We start from the raw sequence: 24,407 nt of genomic DNA on the forward strand, positions 1-24,407 counted from the left end.
CCCCTCCTGCTGAGACCCGCCATGCCCCGCCTCGTCCCCTCCGCCCTCGTCCTCGCCATCGCCCTCGGGCTCGCCGCCTGTTCCGGCGATGCCGCGCCGGAGGCCGCGCCGCGTGCCGCCGACCTCGAGACGCTCACGCTCGCCCCGGCCGCCGCCGCCCGCGAACGCAGCTGGGACGGCGTGGTGCAGGCGGTGAACCGCGCCACCCTCACCGCGCAGACCGCCGGCCGGGTGGTGGAGCTGCCCTTCGACGTCAACGACTACGTGCGCGCCGGCGAGGTGGTGGTGCGCTTCACCGATGTCGAGCAGCGCAGCGGCCGGGCCCAGGCCGAGGCCAGCCTGCGGGCGGCGCAGGCCCAGGCCGCCGAGGCCGAGACCGAGCACCGGCGCATCGCCGATCTTGCCGCGCGCCAGCTGGTGGCGCGCTCGCAGCTCGACCAGGCCACGGCGCGCCGCGATGCCGCCCGCGCCGCCCTGGCCGCCGCCGAGGCGGCGCTGCGCCAGGCCGGCGAGCAGGTGGACTACACCGTGGTGCGCGCGCCCTACTCGGGGCTGCTCACCGAGCGCCACGTCGAGGTGGGCGAGGCGGTGCGCCCGGGCCAGCCCCTGGTCTCGGGCCTCTCGCTCGGCCAGCTGCGGGTCGAGGTGCAGGTGCCGCAGGCCGACATCGCCGCCATCCGCGAGCACAAGGCGGCGGTGGTGCAGCTGCCGGACGGTCGCGACGTGCCGGCGCGCGAGGTCATCGTCTTCCCCACCGCCAACCCGCAGACCCACACTTTCACCGTGCGCGTGGAACTGCCGGAGATGGAAACCGGACTGCAGCCGGGCAATACGGTGAAGGTGCGCTTCAAGCTCGGCGAGGCCGAGCGCCTGCTGGTGCCGGTGCGCGCCCTGGTGCGGCGCAGCGAGATCGCCGCGGTCTACGTGGTCTCGCCAGAAGGCCGGGTGGCCCTGCGGCAGATCCGTCCCGGCCATGTCTTCGGTGAGCAGGTGGAGGTACTGGCCGGCCTGAGCCCGGGCGAGGCCGTGGCCCTCGACCCGGTGGCCGCGCTCGCCGCCCAGCGTGCCGCCCGGGAGGCCGGCCATGAGTGAGCCCCGCGCGGCCGGCGGCGCCGGCCTCGGTATTTCCGGCCGGCTCGCCCGTGCCTTCCAGGAGAACCCGCTCACCCCGGTGCTGGCGCTGGCGGCCCTGATCCTTGGTCTCGTGGCGGTGCTGATCACCCCGCGCGAGGAAGAGCCGCAGATCGACGTCACCATGGCCAATGTCTTCGTGCCCTTCCCGGGCTCGGCGGCCGAGGACGTGGAATCGCTGGTCAGCGTGCCCCTGCAGCAGAAGCTGGCCGAGGTCGAGGGCGTCAAGCACGTCTATGCCATGAGCCGTCCCGGCCTCGCCGTGGTGACGGTGGAGTTCGATGTCGGCATCCCGCGCCGCGACGCCCTGGTGCGCCTGCACAACCAGGTCTTCGCCCATGCCGACTTCGTGCCGCCGGGGCTCGGCGTCGGCCCGCCGCTGGTGCGGCCGATGGGCATCGACGACGTGCCGGTGATGGCGGTGACGCTGTGGACCGAGGACCCCGAGCGCGGCGCCACCGAGCTCGGCGCCGTGGCCCGCACCCTCGAGACCGAACTCAAGCGCGTGCCCGGCACCCGCGATGTCTACACCCTCGGCGCCCCGGACCGCGCCGTGGTGGTAGAGCTCGACGCCACCCGGTTGGCCGCGCATGGCATGACGGTGAGCGAGCTTTCGCAGTCCTTGGCCGCCGCCAATGTGGTGCTGCAGGCCGGCGAGCGTGTGGACACCGAAGGCCGCCAGCGGCCGGTCACCGCTGGCACCTTCCTCGCCAATGCCGAGGACGTGGCCGAGCTGGTGATCGGGCTGGCCAATGGCGAGCCCCTGCGCCTCGCCGACGTGGCGCGCATCCGCGAGGCCGCCGACCTGCCCACCGAGTACGTCTGGCACGCCCTCGGCGCCGGCGCGGCACGGGTGGGCGAGACAGGCCCGCTCGATCTGGCCCCGGCGGTGACCCTGGCCATCGCCAAGAAGCCGGGCGCCAATGCCTCCGACATCACCGCCGCCATCCGCGAGCGGCTGGCCACCCTCGAAGGCGCGCTGATCCCGGAGGGCGTGAACGTCACCGTCACCCGCGACTACGGCTTCACCGCCAACGAAAAGGCGATGACGCTGATCAAGAAACTGGTGTTCGCCACCATGGCCGTGGTGCTGCTGGTGCTGGTGGCGCTGGGCTGGCGCGAGGCGCTGGTGGTGGGCGCGGCGGTGATCCTGACGCTCGCCGTCACTCTGTTCGCCAGTTGGGCGATGGGCTTCACCATCAACCGCGTCTCGTTGTTCGCCCTGATCTTCGCCATCGGCATCCTCGTCGACGACGCCATCGTGGTGGTGGAGAACATCCACCGCCACATGACCCTCGGCGGCAAGACCCTGCGCGAGGCCCTGCCGGCGGCGGTGGACGAGATCGGCGGCCCGACCATCCTCGCCACCTTCACGGTGATCGCCGCCCTGCTGCCGATGGCCTTCGTCACCGGCCTGATGGGGCCATACATGCGGCCGATCCCGATCAATGCCTCGGTGGGCATGCTGCTCTCGCTGCTGATCGCGCTCACCGTCACGCCCTGGCTCGCGGTGAAGCTGCTCTCGCGGCACTACGCCCGCCTCGGCGAGGGCGGCGGCCACGGCCATGGCGGCATCGCCGCCCGCCTGCATGGCCTGTTCGACCGGCTGATGCGGCCTTTCCTCGACCCGGCCCGCGGCGGCCGGCGCCGGCAGTGGCTGTTCCTCGGCATCGGCGGCGCGGTGGCACTCTCGCTCGGCCTGGTGCTGGTGCAGTGGGTGGTGCTGAAGATGCTGCCCTTCGACAACAAGTCGGAGGTGCAGGTGGTGGTGGACCTGCCCGAGGGCAGCCCGCTGGAGCGCACCAATGCCCTGCTGCTGGAACTGGCCGCGGTGGTGCGCGAGCGCCCCGAGGTGGCCGACGTGCAGGGCTATGCCGGCACCTCGGCGCCGGTGAACTTCAATGGCCTCGTGCGCCAGTACTACCTGCGCCGCGGCGCCAACCTCGGCGACCTGCAGGTCAACCTCGTCGACAAGCACGCCCGCGACCGCAAGAGCCACGACATCGCCCGCGAGCTGCGTCCGCTGCTGCAGCCCATCGCCGAGCGCTACGGCGCGGCGCTGAAGGTGGTGGAAGTGCCGCCCGGCCCGCCGGTGCTGGCGCCGCTGGTGGCCGAGGTCTACGGCCCGGATGCCGAGGCCGTGCGCCGCATCGCCCGCGGCCTCGAGCGCCTTGCCCGTGACACCGAGGGCCTGGTGGACATCGACACCAGCCTCGAGGCCGAGGGCGCGCTGCGCGAGACCGTGGTGGTGGACCGCGTCCGTGCTGCCCGCCTCGGTGTCAGCCAGCAGGCCATCGCCCAGACCCTGGCGCTGGCGGTGGGCGGCAGCGATGCCACCTACCTGCGCGATGGTGCCGCCAAGCAGGCGGTGCCGGTGCGCCTGCGCCTGCCGGCCGGCGACCAGGCGCGGATCGAGGAACTGCTGGCGCTCAAGGTGCGGGCGCAGGACGGCCGCCTGATCCCGCTGGTGGAGCTGGTGGAGGTGCGCCGCGAGCCCTGGGAGCCGGTGCTGATGCAGAAGGACCTGCTGCCGGTGGTCTATGTGATGGCCGACGAGGCCGGCCGGCTCGACTCGCCGCTCTATGGCATGTTCTCGCTGGTGGGCCGGGTGGACGAGCTCGACGCCGGGGTGCCGGTGACCCAGCGCTTCTTCAGCGCGCCGGACGATCCGCTCGCCTTCACCATCAAGTGGGATGGCGAATGGCAGGTGACCTGGCAGACCTTCCGCGACATGGGCCTTGCCTATGCCGCCGGCCTGGTGCTGATCTACCTGCTGATCGTGGCGCAGTTCCGCAGCTACGTGGTGCCGCTCGTCATCATGGCGCCGATCCCGCTCACCGTGATCGGCGTGATGCCCGGCCATGCCCTGCTCGGCGCGCAGTTCACCGCCACCAGCATGATCGGCATGATCGCGCTGGCCGGCATCATCGTCCGCAACTCCATCCTGCTCGTGGACTTCATCAACCACGAGATCGCCAATGGCCGCGACCTCGCCGATGCGGTGGTCGAGGCCTGCGCGGTGCGTGCGCAGCCGATCGGCCTCACGGCGCTGGCGGCCATGCTGGGGGCGCTGTTCATCCTCGACGACCCGATCTTCAATGGTCTGGCCATCAGCCTGATCTTCGGCATCGCCGTCTCCACCCTGCTCACCCTGGTGGTGATCCCGCTGCTCTACTTCGCCTGGCTGCGCTGGCGCGGCCAGGCGGGGGTGGCGGCCTGAGCGCCCGGGGCCGGGCCCGGCTGCCTGGCCCCGGTGCCCGCCACGGGCCGGTCTTGCCCGGCCCGGCCTTGCCGTAAGCTCCCTGCTCATCGCATAGGGAGTCCGTGCATGGCCCACAAGAAGCTGAGCGACGTGCTGCGCGCCCATCCGGCGCAGTTCGAGCTCCGGGAATCCGCCCTTCCGGGCACCGGCGCCAAGGTGATCCATGCCCGGCTGCGCAACGGCTGAGTGCCTGCCATGAACTGCATCGAAGGGCCCTTCCACGTCCGCATGCTGCCCGAGGCGCTGGCGCATCTCGACGCCCCGCTCGGGATGTCGCGCTTCCGCCTCGACAAGCGCTACGAGGGCGTGCTCGATGCCGTGGGCCGGGGCGAGATGCTGGCGCTGCGCACCGCGGTGGAAGGCTCGGCGGGCTATGTGGCGCTGGAATACGTGGAAGGCACCCTGGCCGGCCGCCGCGGCAGCTTCGTGCTGCAGCACAGCGGGGTGATGGAGCGCGGCATGAAGCGCCTGTTCCTCGAGGTGGTGCCCGATTCCGGCACCGGCGAGCTCGCGGGCCTCTCAGGCCGCATGGGCATCGATATCGCCGGCGGCGAGCATTTCTACCGCTTCGAGTATTCCCTGCCGGGGGCGGAATGAGCCGTGCCGCCGTGCCTGCCCGGTGCCCGGCTCGCCTCGCCCTTGCCCTGTCGCTGGGAGCCACCGTGCTGGCCGGGCCTCCGGCGGGTGCCGCGGATTCCCGGCCATCCACCGTGGCCGATCCGCGGCGATTCGAGACCTTTGAACTCGTCCTGCCCCGCCTGGAGGCCACGCGCACGGTGCGGGTCTACCTGCCACCCGGCTATGCCGGCTGCCGGGGCTGCCGCTATCCCGTGCTGTACTTCCTCGATGGCCAGAACCTCTTCGATGCCGCCACCAGCTTCGCCGGCGAATGGCAGGCCGACGAGACCCTGGATGCCCTGTACCGCGCCCATGGGCTGGCCTTCATCGCGGTGGCCATCGACCACGGCGGCGGAGCGCGGGTGCAGGAGCTTTCGGTGTGGGAGAACCCGCGGTTCGCCCCGGCGCGGGGCGAGGCCTTCCTCGACGATCTCGTGGCCGTGGTGAAGCCGGCCATCGAGGCACGCTACCGCACCCGCCGTGATGCAGCCTCCACCACCATCGCCGGCAGCTCGATGGGCGCCCTGATGGCGCAGGCGGCGCTGTTGCGGCATCCCGAATCCTTTGGCCGGGGCCTTCTGTTCTCGCCGAGCTGGTGGTTCTCGCCGGCCATCGCCACGGAGGCGGCGCAGCGCGCCCTGCAGCCGGGGCAGCGTACCTACGTGATGGTGGGCACGGCGGAGGGCGGCACGGTGCAGGCGGATGCCCGGGCCATGGTGGAGCGCTGGCGCGCCCGGCTTCCCGAAGGCGCGGCGATCGAGTTCGTGGAGCAGCCGGGAGCCGGCCATACGGAGGCCAGCTGGGCGGCAGCCCTGCCGGCGGCGCTGTGCTGGCTGCAGGCCGGAGCCTGTACGGACGGCCAGGGCGGCTAGAATCCCGCCCCGCCATGAATCCCTACCGCAGCACCTTTCCGCACGCGCTGGTCGATATCGGCGCCAACCTCACCCACGAGAGCTTCCGCCACGACTTCGATGCCATGCTGGAGCGCGCCCGCGAGGCCGGCGTTCGGCAGCTGGTGGTCACCGGCGCCTCGCGCACGGGCTCGCGCGAGGCGCTGGCGCTGGCCCGCGCCCACCCGGGCCGGCTGTTCGCCACCGCCGGCGTGCATCCGCACCATGCCCTCGAGCTGACCGACGAGGCGGTGGCCGAGCTGCGCGCCCTGCTCGCCGAGCCCGAGGTGGTGGCGGTGGGCGAATGCGGCCTCGATTACTTCCGCGATTTCTCGCCGCGCCATGCCCAGCGCCGGGCCTTCGAGCGCCAGCTGGAGCTGGCGGTGGAATGCCAAAAGCCGCTGTTCCTGCACCAGCGCGACGCCCATGACGATTTCCTCGCCATCCTCAGGCCCTTCCTGCCGAAGTGCGGGCCGGCGGTGGTGCACTGCTTCACCGGCGACGAGCGCGCGCTGATGGAGTCGCTGGAGGCCGGCTGCTTCATTGGCATCACCGGCTGGCTTTGCGACGAGCGCCGCGGCCAGCACCTGCGCGAGCTGGTGAAACGCATCCCGGCCGAACGCCTGATGGTGGAGACCGACTGCCCCTACCTGCTGCCGCGCACGCTGAAGCCCACGCCGAAGGACCGCCGCAACGAGCCGGCCTTCCTGCCGCACATCGTGCAGGAACTGGCCCGCGACCGCGGCGAGGACGTGGCGGTGACGGCAGCCACCACCACCGCCACCGCGCGCGCTTTCTTCCGTCTGCCGGAGGCCTAGCTGCGCAGGCCCACGCCGCGCTGCAGCAGCCACAGGCCGAACCAGCCCAGGGCCAGCACGAAGCCCAGCATCACCGCATAGGCGCTCCACAGCGGCACGTCGCTCACCCCGAGCAGGCCGTAGCGGAAGCCGTTCACCATGTAGAAGATCGGGTTGGCGTGGGTGGCGGCGCTGGCCCAGCCGGGCAGCAGGCTGGCCGAATAGAACACGCCGCCGAGGTAGGTGAGCGGGGTGAGCACGAAGGTGGGGATGATGGCGATGTCGTCGAACTTCTTGGCGTAGACGGCGTTCACGAAGCCGGCCAGCGAGAAGATCACCGCGCCGAGGAACACCGTGCTCAGCGTCACCGCCCAGTCGTGCACCCGCACATGGGTGAACAGCATGGCCACCACCAGCACGATGGCGCCCACCATGAAGCCGCGCAGCACCGCGCCGCCCACATAGCCGGCCAGGATCACCCAGTTCGGCAGCGGCGCCACCAGCAGCTCCTCGATGTGGCGGCCGAACTTGGCGCCGAAGAAGCTGGAGCTGATGTTGCCGTAGGCGTTCTGGATCACCGACATCATCACCAGCCCGGGGACGATGAAGTCGAGGTAGGAAAAGCCGCCCATGTCGCCGATCCTGCTGCCGATGAGCTTGCCGAAGATCAGGAAATAGAGCGTCATGGTGATCGCCGGCGGCACCAGGGTCTGCCCCCAGATGCGCAGGATGCGCGTGAGCTCGCGGCGGATGATGGTGCGGAAGGCGGTCCAGTTCGGGTTGGCCGCGGCCATCGCGGTGTCGGTCGCGTTCATGCCGCCACCGCCTTGTCGCCGGTGAGGCGCACGAACAGTTCCTCCAGCCGGTTCACCTGGTTACGCATCGAGCGCACGGTGATGCCGGCCTCCTGGAAGGCGGCGAATACGCGGTTGAGATCCATGTTGCGCGGCATTTCGACGCTGAGGGTGTGCTCGTTCTCGGCCTGCAGCTTCACGCCCTCGATGGCCGGCAGCGGGGCCGGCAGGCAGCCTTCGATGTCGAACACGAAGCCCTCCACGTCGAGCTTGGCGAGCAGGGCGCGCATCGGGCCCTGCTCGACGATGCGGCCCTTGTCGATGATGGCGAGGTTGCGGCAGAGGTTCTCCGCCTCCTCGAGGTAGTGCGTGGTGAGGATGATGGTGGTGCCCTGGGCATTGATCTCGCGCAGCAGCTTCCACATGCCGCGGCGGATCTCGATGTCGACGCCGGCGGTGGGCTCGTCGAGGATCAGCAGGCGCGGCTGGGTCATCATCGCCCGGGCGATCATCAGCCGGCGCTTCATGCCGCCGGAGAGCGTGCGGCTCATCACCTGCGCCTTCTCCCAGAGCTGCGCCAGCTTCAGCTGCTCCTCGGCGCGACGTTCGGCCTCCGCCCGCGGCACGCCGTAGAAGCCGGCGTAGTTCACCAGGATGTCGAAGGGCTTCTCGAACATGTTGAAGTTGATCTCCTGCGGCACCAGGCCGAGCAGGCGCATCGCCGCCTCGCGGTTCGCGAAGCGGTCGATGCCGAAGATCGAGACGCTGCCGCTGGTGGCGTTCACCAGCGAGCTGACGATGCCGATGAGCGTGCTCTTGCCGGCGCCGTTGGGGCCGAGCAGGGCGAAGAAATCGCCGGGCTGCACGCGGAGCGAGACGCCCTTCAGGGCCTCGGTCTTGTTGTCGTAGGTCTTGCGGAGATCGCGGATCTCCAGCGCCGGTGGCGCGGTGTCACGGTGCTCGGCCATGGGCCCGGGGCGCGGTTGGCAGGAAGGAAGCGGCAAGTATAGGCGCCGTGCCGCGGGGGCAGGCGCCGGCACGGCCGGGGCCGCCGCCGCGCTTCAGCGACCCGCCGCCTCGGCCGCCAGCAGGGCGGCCTTGCGCTCCTGGCCCCAGCGGTAGCCGCCGAGGCCGCCGTCGCCGCGCAGCACGCGGTGGCAGGGCACCAGCACCGCCACCGGGTTGGCCCCGCAGGCCGAGCCGACCGCGCGGCTGGCCCTGGCAGCACCGATGCCGGCGGCCACCTCGGCGTAGGAGCGCGTCTCGCCCAGCGGAATGCCCTGCAGGAAGCGCCAGACCCGCTGCTGGAAGGCGGTGCCGCGCAGGTCGAGCGGGATGGCGGGCAGGGGGCGCAGGCTCCCGAGGTGGGCGTCGAGCGCCGCGATCCAGGCATCCAGCGCGGCGACCGCGCCGGCAGTGGCCGCATCGCCGCCATCGCGCCGGTCGGCCGGGCTGCGGAGCCGCTGGGCTTTCGGGAACTCGCAGGACAGCTGCGCGCTGGCCGCGGCCTCGCCGTCCACGAACTGGGCGAAGCACACCCCGCGCGCGGTGGCCGCCATGGCCAGCGGGCCCAGCCGGGTCTCGCGCAGCGCCCAGTAGATGCACTCGCCCGGCGCGCCCTCGCGATAGGCCGAGGGCGTCATGCCCAATGCGCGTTGGGCTTCGCCGTACACCCGGCTGGGCGAGCCGAAGCCGGCCTCGAGGATGGCGTCGGTGACGCGGCTGCCGGACTTCAGCGCGGCCTTCAGGCGGCCGAGCCGGGCGGCGTCCTGCAGGGCCTTGGGCGACAGGCCGACCAGCCGGGTGAAGCGCCGCTGGAAGGCCGAAGGGGACAGCCCCACCTCGGCGGCGAGGTCGGCCAGCGGCCAGGCCTCGTCGGCGCGGGCGGCGATGCGGCGGGCGAGTTCGATCAGGACCTCGGGGCTGGCGGCAGGCATGGCGGGGCGGGAACCGGGGCGAAGGCGGATCCGATCATCGCCGCCGGGCGGCCGTCCCGCACTCCGGTTCTTGCAGGGCCTTCGCCTGCCGTGGAGGCCGCCGGGCGATAATTCCGCCCCTGTTCCCGTCCGGATGGCGTCCTTGATCCCGCATTTCCCCCTGAAGCTGGTGGCCAAGCGCATGCTGGCCCCGGCGGTGGCCCACCTGAGCTTCCTGCGCGCCGATGGGCAGGCCCTCGACTACCTGCCGGGCCAGTTCATCCAGGTGCACCTCACCGGCCGCGACGGCCAGCCCACCAAGCGCAGCTATTCGCTCGCCACCATCCACGACCATGCCCTGGGGCCCGGCGAGGCGGTGGACATCGCCGTGTCCTTCGTGCCCGGCGGCACCGCCACCGCCCTGTTCGAGGCCCTGCAGCCGGGCGACGAGATCGAGGCCAGCGGGCCCTTCGGCCGCTTCTGCCTGATGCCGGGCGACGCCAACCGGCGCTATCTGCTGATCGCCACCGGCACCGGCGTCACGCCCTACCGCTCGATGCTGCCCCTGCTGGAGCAGGCGATCCGCGAGCGCGGCATCGAGGTGGTGCTGCTGTTCGGCGCCCGCAGCGAGCAGGAACTGATCTATGCCGAGGACTTCCGCGCCGTGGCGGCGCGCCATCCCGGCCGCTTCCGCTTCATGCCCTGCTACTCGCGCGAGTTCAACGAGGCGGCCGGCCCCGATGCCCGCCGCGGCTACGTCACCGAGCATCTCGCCGCGCTCGCGCCGCAGCCCGAGGGCGACATCGCCTATCTTTGCGGCAACCCCAACATGGTCGATGCCGCCTTCGCCGCCCTGAAGGCCGCCGGCCTGCCGGCGCCGCACATCCGCCGCGAGAAGTACGTCAGCGGCAAGTAGCCTCCCGCCCGGCCCGATTCCGCCCAGGAGCCCCCGATGCCCCGCCGCCCTTTCCTTGCCCTCGCGCTGGCCCTGCCCCTCGCCGCGGGCCATGCCGAGGCCCGCCGCCTCGGCAGCCTCGAGTTCACGCCCTGCACCCTGCCGGGCAGCGGTGCGGTCGCCGCGGTCGAGGCGCAATGCAGCACGCTTTCGGTGCCCGAGGATCGCGCCGCCCCCGAGGGCCGCACGATCGAACTCGCCATCGCCTGGGTGCCGGCCAGCACCGAGGCCGAGCCCGACCCGGTGTTCTTCCTCGCCGGCGGGCCCGGGCAGGGCGCGCGCGCGTCCTATCCTTCGGTGGCGCCGGCCTTCGCCGACGTGCTGCGCAGCCGCCATGTGATCCTCGTCGACCAGCGCGGCACCGGAGGCTCGAACCCGCTGGCCTGCCGCGATGCCGAGGGCCGCAACCGCTTCGGCCCGGAGGAAGACCTGCGCCCGGAGGCCGCCCGCGCCTTCGCCGAGGCCTGCCTTGCCAGCCTCTCGGCGCGGGCCGATGTGCGCCACTACACCACCACCGATGCCGTGGCCGATCTCGAGGCGGTGCGCCAGGCCCTGGGCGCGGAGCGCATCAACCTGTACGGCGGCAGCTACGGCACCCGCGTGGCCCAGCAGTACGCCAAAACCCATCCGAAACAGACCCGCACGGTGGTGCTCGACAGCGTGGTGCCGAACCGCCTGGTGCTGGGCAACGAGCATGCGAAGAACCTGCAGGCGGCGCTCGCGGCCCAGTTCGCCCGCTGCGAGGCCGATGCCGCCTGCGCCGGCCGCCTGCCCGAGCCGATGGCCACGCTGGCGCGGGTGCAGGCGGACCTCGCCCGTCCCGGCCGCACGCCGGTGGCCTTCCGCCACCCCACCACCGGCGAGCGCCGCGAGGCGGTGCCGGCGCCGGGGCATCTCGCCCTGCTGCTGCGCATGTACAGCTATTCGCCGCTCACCGCCACGCTGCTGCCGGTGCTGCTGGCGCAGGCCGATGCCGGCGACTATGCCCCGCTCCTGGCGCAGGCCACACTGCTCGAGGAGAGCCTCGGCGAGCAGATCATGCACGGCATGCAGCTCTCGGTGAGCTGCAGCGAGGATGGCGACGGCCTGGCCGCCGACCCGGCCGATGCCGGCACCGTGCTCGGCACCGGCTTCATCGAGTTCATGCGCGCGCAGTGCGAGGCCTGGCCGCGCGGCCAGCGTCCGGACGACTTCCGCGCCCCGCTCACCGGCGGGCTGCCGGTGCTGGCGATCAGCGGCGAGTTCGACCCGGTCACGCCGCCGCGCTACGGCGAGGAGGTCATCGCCGGCCTGCCGAATGGCCGGCACCTGGTACTGAAGGGCCAGGGTCATACCCCGATCGGCGTGGGCTGCATGCCCAAGCTGTTCGCCCAGTTCCTCGAGACCGCCGACGCCAGGGGCCTGGACGCCCGCTGCCTCGAGCGCCTCGCCCCGCTTCCCCCCGGCACCGGCCTGCATGGCTGGGAGCCCTGAAGGACCCGGTCATGATCGAACTTTCCGACCTGCACAAGCAGTTCAAGACCAAGACCGGCGTGGTCAAGGCCGTGGATGGCGTGGGCTTCACCGCCCACGACGGCCGGATCACCGGCCTGCTCGGCCCCAATGGCGCCGGCAAGACCACCACCCTGCGCATGCTCTACACCCTGATGAAGCCGGACCGCGGCAGCGTGCGCGTCGATGGCCGCGATGCCTTCCGCGAGGCCGAGGCGGTGCGCCGCTCGCTCGGCGTGCTGCCGGACGCGCGCGGCGTGTACAAGCGCCTCACCGCGCGCGAGAACATCACCTACTTCGGCCGCCTGCACGGCCTGGACGAAGCGACGATCCGCAGGAATACCGATCGCCTCGTCGAGGCCCTGCAGATGGGCGACTTCATCGACCGCCGCACCGAGGGCTTCTCGCAGGGCCAGCGCACCAAGACCGCGATCGCCCGGGCGCTGGTGCACGACCCGAAGAACATCATCCTCGACGAGCCGACCAACGGCCTCGACGTGATGACCACCCGCGGCCTGCGCGAGTTCCTGCTGCAGCTGCGCCGCGAGGGCCGCTGCGTGATCCTCTCCAGCCACATCATGCAGGAGGTGGGGGCGCTCTGCGACCACATCGTGGTGATCGCCAGGGGCCGCGTCGCCGCGCAGGGTTCGCCCGACGAGCTGCGCGCCCAGACCGGCGAGGCCAACCTCGAGGACGCCTTCGTCAAGGCCATCGGCTCGGAGGAGGGCCTGCAGGCATGAAGACCCTGATCACCGTGATGCTCAAGGAGCTGGTCGAGATCTTCCGCGACCGCAAGATCATCATCAACGGCCTGCTCGTCTCGCCGCTGCTGTTCCCGGTGCTGATCCTCGGCATCGGCGCCCTGGCCGAGAATCGCGCCCGCACCCAGCTCGAGTCCGAGCTGAAGCTGCCGGTGGTGGGCGCCGAGCACGCCCCGAACCTGGTGGCCTTCCTCGCCACCCAGAACATCAGCGCCGAGCCGGCCCCCGAGGACCCCGAGGCGCTGATCCGCAACCAGGACAAGGACGTGATCCTGCGCATCGACGCTGGCTATGCCGAGGCCTGGCGCGAGAGCCGCGCGGCCACGGTAGAGATCCTCCACGACAGCTCGCGGCAGGACTCGCAGATCCCGGTGCGGCGGGTCGAGCGGGCGTTGCAGGCCTACGCGCGGCAGGCCGGGGCGGTGCGCCTGCTGGCGCGCGGCATCGATCCTGCGCTCGGCAATGCGGTGGCCATCACCTACCGAGATCTTGCTACGCCCGAGGCCAAGCGCGGCATGCTGCTCGCCTTCCTGCCCTACCTGCTGATCCTCACCGCCTTCCTCGGCGGCGCCTACCTGGTGATGGATGCCACGGCGGGCGAGCGCGAGCGCCAGTCGCTCGAACCGCTGCTCGCCACCCCGGCGGGGCGCGGCGCGATCATGAGTGGCAAGATCGCCGCGGCCTGCGTCTTCGGCATGATCGGCCTCTTGCTCACCCTGCTCAGCTTCAAGCTCAGCTTCGCCTTCGTCGACAGCGGCCCGTTCAGGGGCGTCGATGTCTCGCTGCTGGCGGTGGCGAAGCTGCTGCTGATCCTGCTGCCCATGGTGCTGATCGGCACCACCCTGCTGACGCTGATCTCGGCCTCGGTGAAGACGCTGAAGGAAGCGCAGAGCTACATGGCCTTCCTGATGCTGCTGCCGATCCTGCCCACCATCATCCTGATGGTGAACCCGGTGAAGAACGCCGCCTGGATGTTCGCCACGCCCTTCCTCGCGCAGAACCAGCTCATCCTGATGGTGCTGCGCGCCGAGGCGATCACGCCGCTGCAGTGGGCGATCTACATCGGCGCCGGCTTCGGGCTCGGCGCCCTGCTCTGGTTCGCGGCCTCGCGGCTCTACCACCGCGAGGCGCTGGCGATCTCGGCCTGAGGCGGGGCCCGGAAACGCATCGCCCGGCCGGAGCCGGGCGATGCCAGGGGAAGGCGGCGCGCGGCCGCCCGGCTTACATGCGGAAATCGAAGGTGCGGGTCAGGGTGACCGGCTCGCCCGGGGCCTCGAAGCGCCAGGTGGCCACGGTTTCCTCCACGCTGCGCTCGAACAGGCCGCGCGGGCGGGCGCGCAGCACCTCGATGTTGGTGACGCTGCCATCGGCGGCCACGGTGAACTGCACGGTGACGCTGCCGGAAGCGCGGCTGCGGGCCGCCTCGCGCGGGTAGGGCGGCTGCGGGGTGCTGATCGGCCGCAGGCTGGCGGCGGTGGGCCGGGGGGCGGCAGCGGCCGGCGGCGGCGTGGCTGGCTGGGCCACCGGAGCCGGGGCGGGCGGCGGGCTGGCCGGCTGGGCCACCGTCGGGGCCGGCGGCGGCGTGGCCGGTGCCGGAGCGACCGGTTCCGGAGCCGGGGCGGGGGTGGCCGGCGCGGCGGCGGCCTCGCGGGCCCGCTGCTCGGCCGCGAGACGCTCGCGTTCGGCGCGCTCGGCCTCGAGGCGGGCGCGCTCGGCCTGGGCCGTGCGGCCGCTGTCGATGGCCTCGCGGATGCGGCCCAGCGAGGGCGCTTCCGGGTCGGTGCGGCTCATGAGCTCGAGCAGACGCTCGGCCTCGGCGAAATTGCCGCTGTTGATCGCCTGTTCCGAGGCGATCAGGGCATAGGGCATCAGGTCGATCAGCGCCGACTCGGCCGAGACATCGGGCTTGGCCGATTTCTTGCGCAGGGCGAGGTAGTACTCCATCGCATTGTCGCCGGCCGGGGCGTAGAGCCGCTGCTCGCGCAGGGCGGTATTGCCGCGCTCGCGCAATTCGGCCTCGGAGAGGGCGGCGAGGGCATCGGCCGTGGCCTGGGCCGCCGAGGCCGCCTGGGCGGCCTCGTCCACGGCCGGGGCCGGCGCGGCCGGTGCGGCGGCGGGAGCGGGAGCGGCCTGTTCTTCGCCCTTGGAGCAGGCAGCAAGGCCGAGGGCGAGGGCGAGGGCGGCGGCCAGTGCCGCCTGCGGGGGTCGGATCGGCGAAACGGACACGGTGCAGGTTCCCGGCGAGGCTGAGGCTGCCGAGCCTCCGGCCTCCGTGACGCCGCTGTCAATACATCGGCGTGACTTCCGACACATTCCGACGTGCTTTGACGATTGACAGGGCCGGGCGGGTCCGGCCTGCCCGGCTTCTCAGTCGGGCCGGCGGAAGGTCAGCACCACCCGCGCGGTGCTCCGGCCCTCGGCCGGGGCATAGCGCCAGCGCCGGGCGGCCAGCACCGCCTCGCGGTCGAATACCCCGGGGGGCTCGGCGCGCAGCACGTCCACCCCCTCCACGCTGCCATCGGCAGCGATGGTGAGCAGCAGTTCCACCTCGCCCTCGAGCCGGCGGCGCTGGGCCGCTTCAGGGAAGCGCGGCGGCACCCGGCTGAGCAGGGCGCGCGGTGCCGCCGCCGCGCTGCCGGGGGCCGGGGCAGGCGGCGGGCTGGCCGGGGCCTCGCGGCTGGCCGTGCCGGGGGCCGGTGTGGCCGGAAGGGCGGCGGGAGCCGGGGCGGGCAGGCCGGAAGCGGCGGCCGGGGCGCGCGCCGGCGCGCTGGCGGGGGGCGGTGCCGGCGCCGGCGCGGTCGCCGCCGGGACCGGAGCCGTGGCGACCGTCTCGGTTGGCCGGGGCTGCCGGGCAGCGGCCTCGGCGGCCCGGCGCTCGGCCTCGGCACGTTCGGCGGCCAGGCGCTCTGCTTCACTCCGGGCCTGCGCCAGCGCCTCGCGCAGCCGCGGCAGGGCCGGGGCCTCGGCATCCATGCGCTGCAGCAGGCCGAGCAGGCGTTCGGCCTCGTCGAAGGCGCCAGCGGCCATCGCCTGCTCGCTGCCGATCACCACGTAGGGGGCGAGGTCGACCAGGGCGGTCTCCACCGCCGGCTCGGTGCCCAGGCGCTCGCGCAGTTCCAGGTAGTCCTCCACGGCATTGTCGCCGGCGGGCGCGTACAGGCGGTTGGCGGCCAGCGAGGCGGCGGCCCGGGCCTTGAGCGCCGCGGTATCGAGCTGGCGGGCCGCCGGCGCGGCGGCGGGGGCGGCTTCGGTGGGCGGCGCTGGCGCCGCCGCCGGCACGGGGGGCGGGGCTTCGCCGCCGCAGGCGCTGAGCAGGAGGGCGGTGACGAGCAGCGCGGGGCGCGGCAGGCGGGCGGGGTGAAGGAGCGCGGGCATGGCGGCGGGCCGTCGAGCGGGGCGCGCATTCTCGGAGGCTTCGATGACAGATCAAGCCTGCCGCCGGGCGTACGGACGGCAGGCGGGCGGTTCTGCCGGAGTGCGTCACACTATGGCGGTGACTGCCACCTTCCCCATCACGCCGCTGCTGCCGGCGATCCTCGACCAGCTCGCCATCCATTCCCGCCTGGTACTGGAGGCCCCGCCCGGGGCCGGCAAGACCACCCAGGTGCCGCTCGCCCTGCTCGCCGCGCCATGGCGCCAGGACGGCCGGATCCTGATGCTGGAGCCGCGCCGGGTGGCGGCCCGGGCTGCCGCCGCCTTCATGGCCCGGCAGCTCGGCGAGCCGGTGGGCCAGACCGTGGGCTACCGCATCCGCTTCGAGGCCAGGGTGTCGGCGGCCACCCGCATCGAGGTGGTCACCGAGGGCATCCTCACCCGGCTGCTCCAGGACGATCCGCTGCTGGAAGGCGTGGCGGCGATCCTGTTCGACGAGTTCCATGAGCGCCACCTGGCGGCCGACCTCGGCCTTGCCCTCGCGCTCGACGTGCAAGAGCAGCTGCGCCCGGACCTGCGCCTCGTGGTGATGTCGGCCACCCTGGACGGCGAGTCGCTGGCGCGCTTTCTCGACGCCCCGCGGCTCAGCGCCGAGGGCCGGGCCTTCCCGGTGACGGTGCGGTACTTCCCGGCCCGCCGCGAGGAGCCCTGGACGGCGCAACTGCGCCGCTGCCTCGAGCAGGCCCTGGCGGCGCATCCCGGTGATGTGCTGGTGTTCCTGCCCGGCCAGCGCGAGATCGCCGAGGCCATGCGGGCGCTGGAGCCGGCGGTCCCTGGCGAGGTGCGCCTGCTGCCCCTGCACGGCGAGCTTCCGGTCGAGGCCCAGGCCGCGGCCCTCGCCCCCGACCCCGAGGGCCGGCGCCGCGTGGTGCTGGCCACCAATGTGGCGGAATCCAGTGTCACCCTGCCTGGGGTGCGGGTGGTGATCGATACCGGCCTGGCCCGCGAGCCGCGCTTCGATCCCAGCTCCGGCTTCTCCCGCCTCGATATGGTGGCGATCTCGCAGGCCAGCGCCGACCAGCGCGCCGGTCGCGCCGGCCGGGTGGCCGAGGGCTGGTGCTACCGGCTGTGGCCGGAATCGCAGCGGCTGGAGCCGAACCGGCGCGCCGAGATCGGCCAGGTGGAGCTTTCCGGTCTGGCCCTGGAGCTGGCTGCCTGGGGCGGGGCCGAGCTGCGCTTCGTCGATCCTCCACCGCGCGGCGCCCTGGCGGCCGGCATCGACCTGCTGAAGTCCCTTGGCGCCCTCGATGCCGATGGCCGCATCACCGGGTTTGGCCGGCGGGTGCTGGCGCTCGGCACGCACCCGCGGCTCGCGGCCATGCTGCTGGCACCGACGGAGGCCACCGAGACGGCGCTGGCCTGTGATCTTGCAGCGCTGATCGAGGCCCGCGACCCGCTCAAGGGCCCGCGTCGCGACGATCTGGCGGCCCGCTGGCAGGCGCTGGCCGCCTTCCGCGCCGGGCGCACTCCGCCCGAGGCCTCGCGCTCGGCGCTGGCCGCCATCGACCAGCAGGCCAGGCAGTGGCGCCGCCGCCTGCGCTGCGAGGCCATGCCGCCCGCAGAAGCACCGAACCATCTCCTGGGCGATCTGCTGCTGCATGCCTTCCCCGACCGCATCGGCCTGCAGCACCCCGGCGATCCGCGCCGTTACCTCCTGAGCAATGGCCGCAGCGCCCGGCTGTTCGACGATTCCGCGCTGTACGGCGAGCCCTGGATCGTGGCCAGCGAGCTGCGCTTCGAGGCCCGCGACGGCCTGGTCCTGCGCGCGGCGCCGCTGGACGAGGCCCGCCTGCGGCGCGAGTTTCCCGGGCGCTTCGTCGAGGAGGACAGCGTGCGCTGGGATCCCGGCACCCGCGCCCTGGTATCGCGCCGCGAGCGCCGCTTCGACCGCATCGTGCTCGAAAGCAGGCCCGCTGGCCGGCCGGACCCCGCCCGCGCCGCGCAGGCCCTCACCGAGGCGGTGCGCGAGCTCGGGCTCAGGGTACTGCCGTGGACGGAGGAACTGCGGCAGTGGCGGGAGCGCCTGCGCTGCCTGCGCGACTGGCTGCCGGAACTGGGCTGGCCGGACGTGAGCGACGAGGCCCTGCTCGCCACGCTCGACGACTGGCTGACGCCCGCCTTCAGCGGCAAGACGCGGCTCGATGCGCTGTCCGAGGAGGAATTGGGCGAGGCGCTGAAGTCCTGTCTCGACGGGCCGCTGAAACCGAAGCTGGACCTGCTGGCACCCCGCCGCATCACCGTGCCCTCGGGCATGGAGCGGCCGATCAGCTATGCCGCGGGGGAATCGCCGGTGCTGGCCTGCAAGCTGCAGGAACTGTTCGGCCTGGCCGATACCCCGCGCATCGCCGGAGGCCGGGTGCCGCTCACCCTGCACCTGCTCTCGCCGGCCGGCGCGCCGCTGGCGATCACCCAGGACCTACGGAGCTTCTGGAACAAGGTCTACCCGGACGTGAAGAAAGACATGAAGGGCCGCTACCCGCGGCATCCCTGGCCCGACGATCCCTGGACGGCCACCGCCACCCACCGCGCCAAGCCGCGCGGCAGCTGAGTCCTTGCCCGCGTGCGCCCCGACCTCCTCACCGCGACTCTGGCCGCCGCTCCGGTGCCGCGCTGGCCCGCCGTCGATCCCCTGGCCGATGCCGTGAATCCCGCACTGGGGCTGCTGCTGTTCTGGCTGGCGCTTGCGGCGTGGCGGGCCGGACGGCGTCGCGAGGCGGTGGGGCTGCCGCTCACCCTCGTCGTGATGCTGTGTGCCGCCTATGCCCTCGCATATTTCGACCGGGCGCTGGGGATCTTCGGGCTGTTCGGCCTCGACTTCAGCACCCACGGCGCCGTACGGTCCACGACTTGCTGGCCACGGCGGCGGTCGTCGGCCTGCCCCTCACCTTGCTGGCCACGGGCCTGCGCCCCGTGGCCGGTCGACGCGCCGGTTCAGCGCCGCCGGGGCACAATGCCGGCTCCTGAGTCCCTGCCTGCCGCGCCCCCGCGGTCCCTGCCATGAGCACGCCCTTCCACGTCTTCGAGGTGATCGTCGTCGGCGGTGGCCATGCCGGTACCGAGGCCGCGCTGGCGGCCGCCCGCAGCGGCGCCCGCACCCTGCTGCTCACGCACAACATCGAGACGATCGGCCAGATGAGCTGCAACCCGGCCATCGGCGGCATCGGCAAGGGGCATCTGGTCAAGGAGATCGACGCGCTGGGGGGGGCGATGGCCCGCGCCGCCGACCGTGCCGGCATCCAGTGGCGCACGCTCAATGCCAGCAAGGGGCCGGCGGTGCGTGCCACCCGCGCCCAGGCCGACCGCGGGCTCTACAAGGCCGCCATCCGCCGCATGGTCGAGACGCAGCCGAACCTTTGCGTCTTCCAGCAGGCGGTGGACGATCTGCTGCTCGCCGGCGAGGCCGTCGCCGGCGTGCGCACCCAGATGGGCCTCGAATTCCGCGCGCCGGCCGTGGTGCTCACCACCGGCACCTTCCTCGCCGGGCAGATCCACATCGGGCTTTCGAACTACGCCGGTGGCCGCGCCGGCGATCCGCCATCCACCGCGCTGGCGCGGCGCCTGCGCGAGGCCGCGCCGGGCGTGGGCCGGCTGAAAACCGGCACGCCGCCGCGCCTCGATGCCCGCAGCATCGATTTTTCCGGGCTCGAGGAGCAGCCGGGCGACACGCCGATCCCGACCTTCAGCTTCGATAACGACGCCTCGGTGCACCCGCGCCAGGTGAGCTGCTGGATCACCCACACCAACGAGCATACCCACGCCATCATCCGCGGCGGCCTCGACCGCTCGCCGATGTACACCGGCGTGATCGAGGGCGTGGGCCCGCGCTACTGCCCGAGCATCGAGGACAAGATCACCCGCTTCGCCGACCGCACTTCGCACCAGGTCTTCATCGAGCCCGAGGGCCTCGATACCTTCGAGGTCTACCCGAACGGCATCAGCACCTCGCTGCCCTTCGACGTGCAGCTCGCCCTCGTGCGTTCGATCCGGGGCTTCGAGAACGCGCATATCACCCGCCCGGGCTATGCCATCGAGTACGACTACTTCGACCCACGCGGCCTGAAGGCCTCGCTGGAGACGAAGGCGATCCGGGGGCTCTTCTTCGCCGGGCAGATCAACGGCACCACCGGCTACGAGGAGGCCGCCGCCCAGGGCCTGCTGGCCGGACTCAATGCCGCCCGCTTCGTGCAGCAGAAGCCGGCCTGGACGCCGCGCCGCGACGAGGCCTACCTCGGCGTGCTGGTCGACGACCTCGTCACCCACGGCACCACCGAGCCCTACCGCATGTTCACCTCGCGCGCCGAGTACCGGCTGCAGCTGCGCGAGGACAATGCCGACCTGCGGCTCACCCCGCTCGGCCGGGCCTTCGGCCTGGTCGATGACGCCCGCTGGGCGGCCTTCGAGGCCCGGCGCGCGGCCATCGAGGCCGAGACCGCGCGCCTGCGCGGCCTCTGGGCGGCGCCGGGCAATGCGCTCGGCCGCGCCGTCGAGGCCGCCACCGGCCAGCCGGTCTCGCGCGAGACCAGCGCCCTCGACCTGCTCAAGCGCCCGGGCCTCGACTATGCCGCCCTGATGGCGGTGGAGGGGCTGGGTCCGGGCGTGGCCGATGCCAAAGTGGCCGAACAGGTCGAGATCGCCGCCAAATATGCCGGCTATCTCGAGCGCCAGCGCGAGGAGATCGAGCGCCAGCGGCGCCACGAGGCCACCGTCATCCCGGCGGATTTCGACTACCGTGGCATCAGCGGCCTGTCGGCCGAGGTGGTGGCCAAGCTCAGCGCCGTGCGCCCCGAGACCCTCGGCCAGGCCCAGCGCATCCCCGGCATCACCCCGGCGGCCATCTCCCTGCTGCTGGTGTACCTGAAGCGCCACGGCCGGGCGGCCTGAGCGGCGTCAAAATTTGCTGAACTGCTCATGCCGGGCCATTGCGGCCATGGCATGCTCGGGGAGTACGGACACACGGAGCCCCCGCCGTGGAAAGCAGCGACGAGTTGATGTTCGCCCCCGAGGGGCCCGAGCCCGGCGCTTCTCCCGCTTCCCTGCTGCCGCCGTGGAAGGTGGCGGTGGTGGACGACGACGAATCGGTGCGCGCCATCACCCGCCTCGCGCTCGGCGCGCTGAAGATCGATGGCCGTCCGCTCGACCTCCTGGAAGCCGCCAGCGCCGACGAGGGCATCGCCCTGTTCGCCTCGCATCCCGACATCGCCCTCGGGCTCATCGACATGGTGATGGAGGACCCCACCGCCGGCCTGCGTCTGATCAGCGCCGTGCGCGAGCAGCAGGGCAACCACAAGACCCGCCTCGTGGTGCGCACCGGCCAGCCCGGGCACCTGCCGGAAGACCACGTCATCCGCGACTACGACATCAACGACTACCGCGAGAAGACCGAGCTCTCGGCGCAGAAGCTGCGCACCGTGACCCACAGCGCCATCCGTTCCTACCGCGACATCGCGGTGGTGGAGGAAGCCTTCCACGGCCTGATCGACCTGCTCGCCCAAGTGGTGGACGAGAAGATCGCCGAGTACTTCCCGCATGCCGTGGCCACGGCCGGCATCGCCGCCCATCTCGCCGCGAAGGCCGGGCTGCCGGCGGTGCGCGTCGAGGCCCTGCGCCATGCCTCGATGCTGCGCGACCTCGGCCTGCTCGGCCTGCCGGCCGGCGTGCGCAATGCCCTGCTGCAGTACGACGAGCTCGCCGGCGAGGCGCGCCAGGCGGTGCTGGCGCATCCCGGCGTCGGGGCCGGCCTGCTCGCCCGGCTCGCCACCGAGGAGGGGCGGCTCGCCGCCCAGGTGGCGAAGGAACACCACGAGCGCTGGGATGGCAGCGGCTTCCCGCTCGGCCTGCGCGGCGAAGGCATCTCACTGGAAGGCCGGCTGCTGGCGGTGGCCAATGTGGTCGACGCCTTCCTCGCCTCCGAGGAAGGCCGTGCCGGCGATGGTCGCGAGGCCCTGTGCCGGCATCTCGAGGCCCTGTCCGGCCGCGAGCTCGATCCGGCCCTGGTGGCCCTGGCGCTGGCCGAGCTCGACGTCCTGCTGGCCCTGCGCGAGGCGGCCCGGGCCGGTGCGGCGGCCTGAACCGCCCCGCCGCCAGCCCTTGCGCCGGCGCCCGCGGCCCTTCAGGCTGGCAGCGTTTCCGTAGGAGCTCCGCCCATGAGTGATGCCTCCACCGGCCGTGGCAGCGCCGGTAACGTGATCGCCGCCCTGTGCAGCCTGTTCATTCCGGGTCTCGGCCAGCTGGTGCAGGGTCGGGTGCTCTGGGCGCTGTTCTGGTTCGTGTTCGCCGGCGTAGCCTGGACGATCACCTTCGTCCTCACGCTCGGCTTCTTCCCCTTCGGTGGCGCGCTGGTCAACCTGATGGCCTGCCTCCACGCCGCGGTGTATTCGCCTCGCCGCTGAGGCCATGGGCGGCGGATGGCGAGCAGACCCGTGAGGCCCGCGACGACCCCGGCCCCCGTCCAGCCGCCGCGCGGTCCCGACCCCTTGCGCGAGCTGCAGGTGCGGCGGCTGCGTGAGCTGATCGTGCTGCTGCTCGTCTGCCTCGGTCTGTTCGCCTTGTTCAATACGCCCATTGCCGAGGGGGCGGTGTTGCTCACCACCGTAGCCGCCATGGGCGTGCTCGGGATCGCCCTGCAACTGCTGCGCCGAGGGCGCTTCGAGGCGTCGCTGCTCACCGTGCTCTGGACCATGACCCTGGCCTGTACGGCGGTGATCTGGATGCGCTCTGGTCTGCGCGACATGGTCGTGCTCGCCTATCCGGCGATCATCCTGCTGGCGGCCATGACCGTGAGTCCGCGGCCCTTGTTATGTCTGCTCGGAGTCATGCTGGTTTCGCTCGGCCTGCTGTTCTGGGGCGAGTTGGCGGGTTGGTACCAGCCCGAGGCGCAGACGCTCGGCTACGGCAGCTACCTCAACCGCGCCCTGCTGCTGGTGTTGGTGGCGGTGATCGCCCGCACCATCGCCAATGACCTCGGGGATGCCATCCGCCGCGCCGAGGCCGAGCGCGAGCGGGCCAAGGACAGCGCCTCGCGGCTCGCCTTCCTGGTCCAGCACGATGCTCTCACCGGCCTGCCGAACCGTCTGCTGGTCCAGGACCGCTTCGCCCAGGCAGCGGCCCGGGCCCGCCGCGACGGCACGCCGCTCGCCCTGCTGGTGGTGGACCTCGACGATTTCCGCCGGGTCAACGATTCGCTTGGCCACGGGGTGGGCGATGCGGTGCTGCAACGCATGGCCGAGCGCCTGCGGGTGCTGGCCGCCGACACCGACACCGTGGGCCGGCTCGGCGCCGACGAGTTCGTGGTGGTGAGCACCGAGCTGCCGGACGTGGATGCGCTGGCCGGCTTCGCTCAGGGCCTGCTCGACGGGCTTGCCGAGCCCTTCGAGCGTGACGGGCTGTCGATCACCTGCCGCAGCTCGATCGGCATCGCCCAGTTCTCGCGCGATGGTGATGCCTTCGAGGTCCTGCTCAACCGTGCCGAGGCGGCGATGGCGCGAGCCAAGGCCGAAGGCCGGAACGCCTACCGCTTCGCCGATCCGGACGTGGACATCGATGTCGGTGAGCACCTGCGGCTCGTTTCCGAACTGCGCGCCGCCATCGAGCGCGGCGAGCTGGAGCTGCACTACCAGCCCATCGTGCGGCTCGCCAGCGGGGAGGTCGGCGGGGTCGAGGCCCTGGTGCGTTGGCGCCACCCCGAGCGTGGCCCGGTGCCGCCGGGGGCTTTCGTGCCATTGGCCGAGCGCAGCGGCCTCATCCATGCCCTCGGCGCCTGGGCGCTGGAGGAGGCCGCCCGGCAGGTGCGGCGCTGGGAGGCGCGCGGCCTGCCGCCGCTCACCGTCTCGGTGAACGTCTCGCCGCTGCAGCTCGCCCAGGGGGCGCTCGATGCCGTGGTGGCCCGGGTGCTGGCGGCCACCGCCCTGCCGCCAAGGCAGTTGCTGCTCGAGCTCACCGAATCCAGCCTGGTCGGCGATGCCGTGCCGCTGCGCGACTGCATCGCCCGCCTGCAGGCCATGGGCGTGGGCCTGTCGATCGACGATTTCGGCACCGGCTATTCCAACCTCGGCTACCTGCAGCGTTTCGACGTGCAGGCACTGAAGATCGACCAGCGCTTCGTGCGCGGCCTGGCCGACGGCCCGCAGGGCGAGGCCATCGTGCGCGCCATCGCCCACCTCGCTGAGGGCTTGGGCATCCGTTCGGTGGCCGAGGGCATCGAGCAGGAGGACGAGGTGCAGCGGCTCGCCGCCCTCGGCTGCGAGGCGGGCCAGGGCCGCTGGTGGTCGGAGCCGCTGCCCGGCCCGGCCTTCGTCCACTGGTACCAGGAGCGTGAGCGTGGCCGCGTGGCACCGCGCCGGGCGGCCCCGGCCTGAGTTCCG

19 protein-coding genes are annotated in these 24,407 nt (G+C 72.6%); 14 read left to right on the forward strand and 5 right to left on the reverse strand.

The features are described 5' to 3' along the window. The first annotated feature begins 21 nt into the window (after window positions 1-21). The 5 genes from G408_RS0110550 to G408_RS0110575 all read left to right on the forward strand — a co-directional run bounded on the left by G408_RS0110550 (window position 22) and on the right by G408_RS0110575 (window position 6,719). Window positions 22-1,092, forward strand: coding sequence for an efflux RND transporter periplasmic adaptor subunit (locus G408_RS0110550; protein WP_037412938.1), 1,071 nt, complete (start codon window positions 22-24; stop codon window positions 1,090-1,092). After that, on the forward strand, window positions 1,085-4,351 hold the full coding sequence (locus tag G408_RS0110555) for an efflux RND transporter permease subunit (protein ID WP_028771059.1): 3,267 nt from the start codon (window positions 1,085-1,087) through the stop codon (window positions 4,349-4,351). Before G408_RS0110550 ends, G408_RS0110555 begins: the two co-directional genes overlap by 8 nt. Before the next feature lie 237 nt (window positions 4,352-4,588). Beyond that, entirely contained in the window at window positions 4,589-4,990 is a 402-nt protein-coding gene (locus tag G408_RS0110565) for a DUF3224 domain-containing protein (protein WP_028771060.1), read from the forward strand. Window positions 4,991-5,001: 11 nt separating this feature from the next. After that, on the forward strand, window positions 5,002-5,883 hold the full coding sequence (locus G408_RS14355; RefSeq protein WP_169719229.1) for an alpha/beta hydrolase: 882 nt from the start codon (window positions 5,002-5,004) through the stop codon (window positions 5,881-5,883). 14 nt (window positions 5,884-5,897) lie between these two features. Then, on the forward strand, window positions 5,898-6,719 hold the full coding sequence (locus G408_RS0110575; RefSeq protein ID WP_028771061.1) for a TatD family hydrolase: 822 nt from the start codon (window positions 5,898-5,900) through the stop codon (window positions 6,717-6,719). On the opposite strand, the gene G408_RS0110580 is transcribed toward G408_RS0110575, so the two are convergent. From G408_RS0110580 to G408_RS0110590, 3 genes are all read right to left on the reverse strand, one after another. Further along, window positions 6,716-7,513, reverse strand: a complete 798-nt coding sequence (locus G408_RS0110580; protein WP_028771062.1) for an ABC transporter permease — start codon at window positions 7,511-7,513, stop codon at window positions 6,716-6,718. The genes G408_RS0110575 and G408_RS0110580 overlap by 4 nt on opposite strands. Then, window positions 7,510-8,460, reverse strand: coding sequence for an ABC transporter ATP-binding protein (locus G408_RS0110585; RefSeq protein ID WP_028771063.1), 951 nt, complete (start codon window positions 8,458-8,460; stop codon window positions 7,510-7,512). Before G408_RS0110585 ends, G408_RS0110580 begins: the two co-directional genes overlap by 4 nt. 93 nt (window positions 8,461-8,553) lie before the next feature. Beyond that, complete coding sequence (locus tag G408_RS0110590; protein ID WP_051282897.1) at window positions 8,554-9,429, reverse strand: methylated-DNA--[protein]-cysteine S-methyltransferase; 876 nt, start codon at window positions 9,427-9,429, stop codon at window positions 8,554-8,556. A gap of 133 nt (window positions 9,430-9,562) precedes the next feature. On the opposite strand from G408_RS0110590, the gene G408_RS0110595 reads away from it, so the two are divergent. Genes G408_RS0110595 through G408_RS0110610 form a run of 4 tightly spaced genes read left to right on the forward strand, consistent with a single transcriptional unit; the run spans window position 9,563 to window position 13,763 of the window. After that, on the forward strand, window positions 9,563-10,324 hold the full coding sequence (locus G408_RS0110595; RefSeq protein ID WP_028771064.1) for an FAD-binding oxidoreductase: 762 nt from the start codon (window positions 9,563-9,565) through the stop codon (window positions 10,322-10,324). A gap of 36 nt (window positions 10,325-10,360) precedes the next feature. Next, entirely contained in the window at window positions 10,361-11,836 is a 1,476-nt protein-coding gene (locus G408_RS0110600; protein WP_051282898.1) for an alpha/beta hydrolase, read from the forward strand. An 11-nt stretch (window positions 11,837-11,847) separates the two neighbouring features. Next, window positions 11,848-12,594: an ABC transporter ATP-binding protein gene (locus G408_RS0110605; RefSeq protein WP_028771066.1), complete on the forward strand. Its 747-nt coding sequence runs from the start codon at window positions 11,848-11,850 to the stop codon at window positions 12,592-12,594. Continuing rightward, complete coding sequence (locus tag G408_RS0110610) at window positions 12,591-13,763, forward strand: ABC transporter permease (protein ID WP_028771067.1); 1,173 nt, start codon at window positions 12,591-12,593, stop codon at window positions 13,761-13,763. Before G408_RS0110605 ends, G408_RS0110610 begins: the two co-directional genes overlap by 4 nt. Window positions 13,764-13,836: 73 nt before the next feature. Here the strand turns inward: G408_RS0110610 and G408_RS0110615 are convergent, their stop codons facing one another. Both G408_RS0110615 and G408_RS15700 read right to left on the reverse strand, forming a co-directional pair. After that, window positions 13,837-14,841, reverse strand: coding sequence for an energy transducer TonB (locus G408_RS0110615; protein WP_051282899.1), 1,005 nt, complete (start codon window positions 14,839-14,841; stop codon window positions 13,837-13,839). A gap of 141 nt (window positions 14,842-14,982) precedes the next feature. Continuing rightward, window positions 14,983-15,990 carry an energy transducer TonB gene (locus G408_RS15700; protein WP_051282900.1) on the reverse strand — a complete coding sequence of 336 codons (1,008 nt, stop codon included), beginning with the start codon at window positions 15,988-15,990 and terminating at the stop codon, window positions 14,983-14,985. Window positions 15,991-16,108: 118 nt separating this feature from the next. On the opposite strand from G408_RS15700, the gene hrpB reads away from it, so the two are divergent. The 5 genes from hrpB to G408_RS14370 all read left to right on the forward strand — a co-directional run bounded on the left by hrpB (window position 16,109) and on the right by G408_RS14370 (window position 24,401). Then, the gene (hrpB, locus tag G408_RS0110625) at window positions 16,109-18,595 is read left to right on the forward strand and encodes an ATP-dependent helicase HrpB (protein ID WP_245584301.1); all 2,487 of its coding nucleotides are present in this window, start codon (window positions 16,109-16,111) and stop codon (window positions 18,593-18,595) included. A gap of 449 nt (window positions 18,596-19,044) precedes the next feature. Then, complete coding sequence (gene mnmG, locus G408_RS0110630) at window positions 19,045-20,928, forward strand: tRNA uridine-5-carboxymethylaminomethyl(34) synthesis enzyme MnmG (protein ID WP_028771070.1); 1,884 nt, start codon at window positions 19,045-19,047, stop codon at window positions 20,926-20,928. An 86-nt stretch (window positions 20,929-21,014) separates the two neighbouring features. Next, on the forward strand, window positions 21,015-22,115 hold the full coding sequence (locus tag G408_RS14920; RefSeq protein WP_051282901.1) for a response regulator: 1,101 nt from the start codon (window positions 21,015-21,017) through the stop codon (window positions 22,113-22,115). A 75-nt stretch (window positions 22,116-22,190) separates the two neighbouring features. After that, on the forward strand, window positions 22,191-22,436 hold the full coding sequence (locus G408_RS0110640) for a hypothetical protein (protein WP_028771071.1): 246 nt from the start codon (window positions 22,191-22,193) through the stop codon (window positions 22,434-22,436). Window positions 22,437-22,520: 84 nt separating this feature from the next. Then, complete coding sequence (locus G408_RS14370) at window positions 22,521-24,401, forward strand: putative bifunctional diguanylate cyclase/phosphodiesterase (protein WP_051282902.1); 1,881 nt, start codon at window positions 22,521-22,523, stop codon at window positions 24,399-24,401. The last annotated feature ends 6 nt before the right edge of the window (window positions 24,402-24,407 follow it).

This window comes from Silanimonas lenta DSM 16282 (assembly GCF_000429065.1).
GTDB lineage: Bacteria > Pseudomonadota > Gammaproteobacteria > Xanthomonadales > Xanthomonadaceae > Silanimonas > Silanimonas lenta.

What these genes read in the sequence shown, in the direction of transcription:
- G408_RS0110550 (WP_037412938.1), top strand. Translation starts at nt 22, where the DNA reads ATGCCCCGCCTCGTCCCCTCCGCCCTCGTCCTCGCCATCGCCCTCGGG.
- G408_RS0110555 (WP_028771059.1), top strand. Translation starts at nt 1,085, where the DNA reads ATGAGTGAGCCCCGCGCGGCCGGCGGCGCCGGCCTCGGTATTTCCGGC.
- G408_RS0110565 (WP_028771060.1), top strand. Translation starts at nt 4,589, where the DNA reads ATGAACTGCATCGAAGGGCCCTTCCACGTCCGCATGCTGCCCGAGGCG.
- G408_RS0110575 (WP_028771061.1), top strand. Translation starts at nt 5,898, where the DNA reads ATGAATCCCTACCGCAGCACCTTTCCGCACGCGCTGGTCGATATCGGC.
- G408_RS0110580 (WP_028771062.1), bottom strand. Translation starts at nt 7,513, where the DNA reads ATGAACGCGACCGACACCGCGATGGCCGCGGCCAACCCGAACTGGACC.
- G408_RS0110585 (WP_028771063.1), bottom strand. Translation starts at nt 8,460, where the DNA reads ATGGCCGAGCACCGTGACACCGCGCCACCGGCGCTGGAGATCCGCGAT.
- G408_RS0110590 (WP_051282897.1), bottom strand. Translation starts at nt 9,429, where the DNA reads ATGCCTGCCGCCAGCCCCGAGGTCCTGATCGAACTCGCCCGCCGCATC.
- G408_RS0110595 (WP_028771064.1), top strand. Translation starts at nt 9,563, where the DNA reads ATGGCGTCCTTGATCCCGCATTTCCCCCTGAAGCTGGTGGCCAAGCGC.
- G408_RS0110600 (WP_051282898.1), top strand. Translation starts at nt 10,361, where the DNA reads ATGCCCCGCCGCCCTTTCCTTGCCCTCGCGCTGGCCCTGCCCCTCGCC.
- G408_RS0110605 (WP_028771066.1), top strand. Translation starts at nt 11,848, where the DNA reads ATGATCGAACTTTCCGACCTGCACAAGCAGTTCAAGACCAAGACCGGC.
- G408_RS0110610 (WP_028771067.1), top strand. Translation starts at nt 12,591, where the DNA reads ATGAAGACCCTGATCACCGTGATGCTCAAGGAGCTGGTCGAGATCTTC.
- G408_RS15700 (WP_051282900.1), bottom strand. Translation starts at nt 15,990, where the DNA reads ATGCCCGCGCTCCTTCACCCCGCCCGCCTGCCGCGCCCCGCGCTGCTC.
- mnmG (WP_028771070.1), top strand. Translation starts at nt 19,045, where the DNA reads ATGAGCACGCCCTTCCACGTCTTCGAGGTGATCGTCGTCGGCGGTGGC.
- G408_RS0110640 (WP_028771071.1), top strand. Translation starts at nt 22,191, where the DNA reads ATGAGTGATGCCTCCACCGGCCGTGGCAGCGCCGGTAACGTGATCGCC.